Raw genomic sequence first — 6,542 nt, 5'->3', positions numbered from 1 at the left:
AGCACCGCCGTATACTTTTGCAAGTGTAGTACAGATAGCTGCAGTTAGAGTTGTTTTACCGTGGTCAACGTGGCCGATAGTACCAACGTTTACGTGCGGTTTTACACGTTCAAATTTTTCTTTAGACATGAGTAGTCCCTCTAGGTACGGATTTAGGTGGCCCCAAAAAATGACCACGCAACCAAAAAAGATAATTGGTAAATCTTATATCAAAAGGAAATAACTTGAGAGCTGGTGCTGATAGGCAGACTCGAACTGCCGACCTCATCCTTACCAAGGATGCGCTCTACCACCTGAGCTATATCAGCACTCAAATTTGATTGGAGCGGGCAGCGGGAATCGAACCCGCATCATCAGCTTGGAAGGCTGAGGTAATAGCCATTATACGATGCCCGCACACGTAACTCTGAGAGCTATTTCCTAAAGAATATGGTGGAGGGGGACGGATTCGAACCATCGAAGGCAGTGCCGGCAGATTTACAGTCTGCTCCCTTTGGCCACTCGGGAACCCCTCCAAAATTTCAATCCATTCTCACTACAACATTTCATAGATACAGGAGAGAATGGTGCCGACTACCGGAATCGAACTGGTGACCTACTGATTACAAGTCAGTTGCTCTACCTACTGAGCTAAGTCGGCATAAGTGGTGCGCATTCTATTGAATGATTTTCTATGTTGCAATAGGAAATTTAAAAAAAAACGTAAATATCGTTCTTTTGAACTCATTTGTTGAAAATTTACACAATCATTATTTTTTACCACAAACTTTAGAGCTTTGTCGTTTGCTTTAAACGACGCTTGATGTATGTTTTTGCTCTCAATTAAACCAAGGATAAACGAGACCCATGAGTCCATTTTTGTCATTCGACCGTGCTGAATGGGCAGAGCTGCGAAACTCTGTCCCAATGACACTTTCTGAAGATGACTTGATCGCACTTCAAGGCATAAATGAAAACCTCACAATGGAGGAAGCGGTAGAAATCTATCTTCCTTTGTCTCGCCTACTGAATTTGTATGTACAAGCACGCCAAAGTCGCAACTCTGTGCTGCAACAATTTCTCAATACAGAAGAACACGCTCCACCTTTTGTTATCGGCATTGCTGGCAGTGTCGCGGTTGGAAAAAGCACAACCGCTCGTATTCTAGAAGCCCTCCTATCTCGCTGGGAGAATCATCCTAAAGTCGCATTGGTCACAACTGATGGCTTCTTGTACCCTAAGCGCGTGCTTGAAGAAAAGGGTATTATGCACCGTAAGGGCTTCCCAGAATCTTACGATATTAAGCGATTGGTCGAGTTTGTATCTGATGTGAAGGCAGGTAAACCCAATTTAGAAGTCCCTGTCTACTCTCATATTACCTACGATATTACGGAAAAGTTAAAATGTGTAGATAGACCAGATGTACTGATCATTGAAGGGCTAAACGTACTGCAAAGTGGTATGGACTATCCACATGATCCGCATCGCGTTTTTGTTTCTGACTTTTTGGATTTCTCTATCTATGTTGATGCGGACAGTGAGATTATAGAGCAATGGTATGTCGAAAGGTTTTTAAAGTTCCGTAGAGGTGCCTTCACTAAACCAGGGTCTTACTTCAGCCACTACACACAACTATCAGTTGAAGAAGCGCAGAATAAAGCAAAGCAAATATGGCAAGACATTAATGGGCTCAACTTAGAACATAACATTCTTCCTACCCGAGAAAGAGCCCATTTAATCTTACATAAAGGAGAGAATCACTTAGTAGACAAGGTTTCTCTACGAAAATAGCTCTGCGATCAGTCACTCTTTCTCAAGGAGATCTCACCACCAATGTAGGTCTCCAATCCGTTTTCGGTTTCGAGAACCACGCCTCCTTGATGATCAATACCCTGTACGACACCATAAATTTCTCGAGGACCCATCAGTAACTTCACAGAACGGCCTAAGAAATTATCAAGACGATTCCAACGTACAACAAAACCCGTTAGCCCAGTCATTTCATATTCCTCTAGCGCTCTCTTCCAGTGCTCTATAAATTTAATCGCCAACTGAGTTCGGTCAATCACTAAGCCACCACTGACTTGATTTAAGGTTGTCCAAGGTTGGTCAATTCCAGGCTGTCGTTCTGGCATACCAATATTGAGGCCCATACCTATCACTAGATGCGCAGCACCTCCTGCTTGTCCGGACATCTCGACCAGAATGCCTGCCAGTTTTTTATCATGGTAGTAAATATCATTAGGCCATTTAAGTTTTACACCCTGAATGCCTATACTTTCAATGGCTTCTACTGTCGCAATACCAACAACTAAGCTCAAGCCCATTGCAGCGGCCATTCCAGCATCTAAACGCCAATACATCGACAAATACAAATTGGTACCAAAAGGCGATATCCACTGACGTCCACGTCGCCCTCTTCCTCTTGCTTGATACTCAGCCAAACATACACGGCCTTTTTCAGATTCATTAACACGTTCAAGCAAATACTGATTAGTAGAGTCAATCACCGAAATGAGCTCGACTGGTGTCGTAATGCTCTCTATCAACTTACCTTCATTTAACAATTGAAGAGGCTGAACAAGTTGGTAACCCCGGCCTTGAATACGATAAAGATCAACGCCCCAGTCATTTAAACCTTTAACATGCTTGGCGATCGCCGCTCTAGAAATCCCCAAACTTTGCCCGAGCGCCTCACCAGAGTGGAACTCACCATCACTAAGCGTTTTTAAAATATGAAGTTTGGTAGAGTGTTCGCTTCTCATTGTGCAGCCTCAATTTTAGCAAGGTTGGTCTCGCCGAACCGATCCATAAAGCGCACTTCGTGCTCAAGCTCTATCTGATACTTATCCCAGACCGCCTTTTTCACTAACGATGCTAATGACACAACATCACTGGCGCTGCAGTTATCGACATTAGTCAAAACTAACGCTTGAAGTGGATTAACCTGGGCACCGTTTACAGACACACCTTTCAACCCACACTGATCGATAAGCCAGCCAGCTGCCACTTTCATCCCGATTGGTGCCGGGTAAGCCACCATATTGCTATGCTCTGCAACCAGTCGATCATAATGATCTTGCGAGATCACTGGATTTTTAAAGAAACTCCCCGCATTCCCTACTTTCGCTGGATCGGGTAATTTCTCCATGCGAACTTGGCAAACTCGTTCAAAGATCGATAAGGGACTGAGTTGATCTTCCGCAATACTCTGCAGTGGGCCATATTGATTAATTGGTTTCCACGCTTTCGCTAACTTGAGTCCAATAGCAGCAATAAAGCACTTTTCATACAAAGCGTGCTTGAATATCGAATCGCGATAGCCAAATTCACACTCATCCGCCGTCATTCGTTTAATCTCAAACGTGGTAAGGTCTAGCACATCCACATATTCACAGACATCTTGCAGTTCTAGACCATATGCGCCGATATTTTGGATTGGTGCTGAACCTGCACATCCAGGGATCAAGGCGAGGTTTTCTATTCCTCCCATTCCTTGCTCTACACTCCATGCCACCAATTCAGGCCAATCTTCCCCCCCTTCGATGTGAAGGAGATAATGTTCTGCTGTTTCGGTTATGGATTTGCCCTTCAATCGGTTAATGATGACCACACCATCGTAGTGCTCCGTGAACAGCATATTACTGCCTTTACCTAAGAAGAGTTTAGGTAGACCTTTCAAGGACTCATCTTTAAGTAATTGGATAACGTCTTCGATCGAATCAACAATCGCTAAATAGGAGCAGGTTTGTTCGATACCAAATGTGTGATAAGCCTTAAGGCTCGCATGTTTCTTTATTTGCATAGTGAGTTTGCAACGCCAGATGAGATTCCCGTAAACTGTGAACATTCTACAATAGTTATCTTTGAGCCGCAGTGACAATACCAAACTCATTAATCATAGAAGTGTTAAATCCTATCAAATTGCCTCTCATTAAACGGCTGTATAAGGCTCATTATCCCGCTGGACGAGCAAAGCGTGATGAATTAATCGTTACCGCTAGCGTAGATAGTAATATCCTCGCTTTACTGCGAATGAAAAGTGTCGATACCTCTCGGCTATTGACGGGCATGCTGGTTATTCCAGAGGCAAGAGGGACTGGGGTTGGAAAGGCTCTCTTAAGCTATTGCGAAGAAAATATTTTCCGTCATGGCGATTACTGCTTTGCATTTCAACATTTAGAAAACTATTACTCACAGTATGGATTTAAAAGCATTTCCGGCAATACTCTACCAAACTCATTGAAAATAGCCTTTTCTCGCTATGTGGATAGCGGTAAAGATCTCATTCCGATGCAATTCATGGCATCTTCCCCTTCAAAGGGTACGGTTTTGTAGCCAGAGAAATCATATCTTTGATAAAATAGCAGGTTCGCAATATTGCACTTAATTAAGGTACTCACACCGATATGATAGTAAGTAGGAATCCATTCGAACAGTTGCCAAGTCTTGCTGTTAAGCCTGAAGACTTTGAAGTTCTGCATGCAGCAGAAACTTTCAGAACTCGTCTTCTCGATGCAATCAGCAAAGCAACGTCACGAATCTACCTAGTCGCTCTATATCTGGAAGATGATGATGCTGGACGTGAAATTTTCACCGCGCTTTATGAAGCAAAACAGCGTAATCCTCAGTTGGACATCAATATCTGTGTAGATTGGCACCGAGCTCAGCGTGGTTTGATTGGTGCAGAGTCATCAGAAGGAAACTCTGCACTCTATAAAGCATTCGCCAAAAAATATCAGCATCCTATTCCTGTATACGGCATTCCTGTGCGCGGAAGAGAAGTCTTTGGTGTTCTACACCTGAAGGGCTTCATTGTCGACGATACCGTAATCTACAGCGGTGCAAGCCTGAACAATGTATACCTGCAATATAATGATCGCTACCGCTTCGACCGCTACCACGTGATCCAACATGCAACACTTGCAGATTCAATGGTTAAGTTCGTCCAAGATGAAATGATTGCCCACCCAGCAGTCAATAATCTGGCCGATAACGACAAACCAGAAACAAAAGAGATCAAAACGGCTATCCGCCAATTCCGCTCTTCTCTTGCACGAGCAAGCTACGAGTTTACTTCTGAAAATATTTCTGAAGAGGAAGTAAAAGTCACCCCTCTTGTGGGCTTAGGCAAACGTCGTAATTTACTCAATCAACAAATTGTTAAGCTACTTGCTACGGCACAAAACGAAATTTTCATCTGCACACCTTACTTTAATTTCCCAAAAGCCATTAATCGCGAAGTAAAACGTGCAATGAAACGAGGCGTAAAAGTCACGATCGTGGTCGGAGATAAGACAGCGAACGACTTCTATATATCTCCAGAGGAAGAGTTCAAAACCATTGGTGGCCTACCGTATTTATATGAAGTCAACTTACGCCGCTTCGCAAAAGCAAACGAAGCCAACATCGCCGCTCGTAAGCTATCTATCCACTTATGGAAGCACGATAATAACAGCTTCCACTTAAAAGGTATCTGGGTTGATAAGCGCTACATGCTGCTCACAGGTAATAATTTAAACCCTAGAGCGTGGTCATTAGATTTGGAAAATGGCCTATTAGTACAAGACATCTATGCAAAACTAACGGATAAGTTTGAACAAGAAGTTGCCAACATTCTCGAACACACTCAGCTCATCTGTACTTACAAACAGTTAGAGAAAATTGAAGACTACCCTCACAGTGTACAAAAGTTAGTTCGAAAAGTTACGCGAATAAAAGCAGATGGTGTACTGAAACGCATTCTATAGTTCACATTATTTATTCAAAGCCCAACTTCTGTTGGGCTTTTTTATTTTGTGCCTTCTTAACAAGGGTTTTGTACAAATTCATTCTGAGAGGGTAATAAAATACCTTGAGAATATTACTTCGGCATCTCAAGTGACTATCACGTTGAACCTAGTAAAGAATGACAAACAGCCATAAGATTTGACGATAACTAGGGTAGGTTCAACTGTTTATTCGACTGAACTGGCGTTCCATCACCAACATCAGTTTAAAAAGTAGCATGAACGAAAAAGGCTCCAGCATTTCTGCTAGAGCCTTGAAAATGGCAAGAGTGGCCTGGCATTCCAGAGAGCCGAGTGAGTTTTTGCACAACGAGATGCCTAGCTCTCGCAATAATCACATTGAAAAACAACAGATGTAAAAAAGCCTCAGCATTTCTGCTGAGGCTTTAAATATGGCAGGGGTGGAGAGATTCGAACTCCCAACACGCGGATTTGGAATCCGCTGCTCTGCCAATTGGAGCTACACCCCTGTAAATCTACAAACTGTAGATTTGACAAAACCTTGCTAAAAGCAAGGCTGTCTGAATAAATGGCGGAGCGGACGGGACTCGAACCCGCGACCCCCGGCGTGACAGGCCGGTATTCTAACCAACTGAACTACCGCTCCACACGGAGATAAAACTTTTGTTTTATCCGATACTTGTCGTTCAGAACAAGTACCTTAAATTAAAAGCCTGGCGATGTCCTACTCTCACATGGGGAAGCCCCACACTACCATCGGCGCTATTTCGTTTCACTTCTGAGTTCGGCATGGAAATCAGGTGGGTCCAAAAT

The 6,542-nt window shown here is 43.3% G+C and carries 6 protein-coding genes, 6 tRNA genes and 1 rRNA gene; 3 read left to right on the top strand and 10 right to left on the bottom strand.

The features are described from left to right. The 5 genes from AK966_RS19690 to AK966_RS19670 all read right to left on the bottom strand — a co-directional run. Positions 1-129, bottom strand: a 129-nt coding sequence (locus AK966_RS19690) for a GTP-binding protein (RefSeq protein ID WP_232525442.1), incomplete at its 3' end; no start/stop codon positions are given. A gap of 103 nt (positions 130-232) precedes the next feature. Beyond that, positions 233-308: transfer RNA gene (locus AK966_RS19685), tRNA-Thr, on the bottom strand. 13 nt (positions 309-321) lie between these two features. Beyond that, positions 322-396 (bottom strand) — tRNA-Gly (locus AK966_RS19680). Positions 397-430: 34 nt separating this feature from the next. Further along, positions 431-515: transfer RNA gene (locus tag AK966_RS19675), tRNA-Tyr, on the bottom strand. Between the two features lie 49 nt (positions 516-564). After that, a tRNA-Thr gene (locus AK966_RS19670) sits at positions 565-640 on the bottom strand. A 206-nt stretch (positions 641-846) separates the two neighbouring features. Between AK966_RS19670 and coaA the strand changes: the two genes are divergently transcribed. Continuing rightward, positions 847-1,770, top strand: a complete 924-nt coding sequence (gene coaA / locus AK966_RS19660) for a type I pantothenate kinase (RefSeq protein ID WP_099081226.1) — start codon at positions 847-849, stop codon at positions 1,768-1,770. An 8-nt stretch (positions 1,771-1,778) separates the two neighbouring features. Here coaA and birA read toward each other — a convergent pair whose 3' ends face one another. After that, on the bottom strand, positions 1,779-2,744 hold the full coding sequence (birA, locus tag AK966_RS19655) for a bifunctional biotin--[acetyl-CoA-carboxylase] ligase/biotin operon repressor BirA (RefSeq protein ID WP_099081225.1): 966 nt from the start codon (positions 2,742-2,744) through the stop codon (positions 1,779-1,781). Continuing rightward, complete coding sequence (gene murB / locus AK966_RS19650; RefSeq protein WP_099081224.1) at positions 2,741-3,784, bottom strand: UDP-N-acetylmuramate dehydrogenase; 1,044 nt, start codon at positions 3,782-3,784, stop codon at positions 2,741-2,743. The genes birA and murB overlap by 4 nt, the downstream gene beginning before the upstream one ends. 101 nt (positions 3,785-3,885) lie before the next feature. On the opposite strand from murB, the gene AK966_RS19645 reads away from it, so the two are divergent. Then, on the top strand, positions 3,886-4,317 hold the full coding sequence (locus AK966_RS19645; protein WP_099081228.1) for a GNAT family N-acetyltransferase: 432 nt from the start codon (positions 3,886-3,888) through the stop codon (positions 4,315-4,317). A 71-nt stretch (positions 4,318-4,388) separates the two neighbouring features. Beyond that, positions 4,389-5,729, top strand: coding sequence for a CDP-diacylglycerol--serine O-phosphatidyltransferase (gene pssA / locus AK966_RS19640; protein ID WP_099081223.1), 1,341 nt, complete (start codon positions 4,389-4,391; stop codon positions 5,727-5,729). Between the two features lie 432 nt (positions 5,730-6,161). Here pssA and AK966_RS19635 read toward each other — a convergent pair. The 3 genes from AK966_RS19635 to rrf form a co-directional block, all read right to left on the bottom strand. Next, positions 6,162-6,238 (bottom strand) — tRNA-Trp (locus tag AK966_RS19635). A 60-nt stretch (positions 6,239-6,298) separates the two neighbouring features. Further along, positions 6,299-6,375: transfer RNA gene (locus AK966_RS19630), tRNA-Asp, on the bottom strand. A gap of 65 nt (positions 6,376-6,440) precedes the next feature. Continuing rightward, positions 6,441-6,542: ribosomal RNA gene (gene rrf / locus AK966_RS19625) — 5S ribosomal RNA — on the bottom strand; the annotation flags it as partial.

Origin of the sequence: Vibrio sp. PID23_8 (genome assembly GCF_003584965.1) — a bacterium.
In the GTDB taxonomy this organism is placed as follows: Bacteria; Pseudomonadota; Gammaproteobacteria; order Enterobacterales; family Vibrionaceae; genus Vibrio.
The sequence above is the reverse complement of the archived record's forward strand: the minus strand, read 5'-3'. Positions and strand labels throughout refer to the sequence as shown.

Bases quoted from the DNA above. Each gene is read 5' to 3' on its own strand.
- coaA (WP_099081226.1), top strand. From the start codon at position 847: ATGAGTCCATTTTTGTCATTCGACCGTGCTGAATGGGCAGAGCTGCGA.
- birA (WP_099081225.1), bottom strand. From the start codon at position 2,744: ATGAGAAGCGAACACTCTACCAAACTTCATATTTTAAAAACGCTTAGT.
- murB (WP_099081224.1), bottom strand. From the start codon at position 3,784: ATGCAAATAAAGAAACATGCGAGCCTTAAGGCTTATCACACATTTGGT.
- pssA (WP_099081223.1), top strand. From the start codon at position 4,389: ATGATAGTAAGTAGGAATCCATTCGAACAGTTGCCAAGTCTTGCTGTT.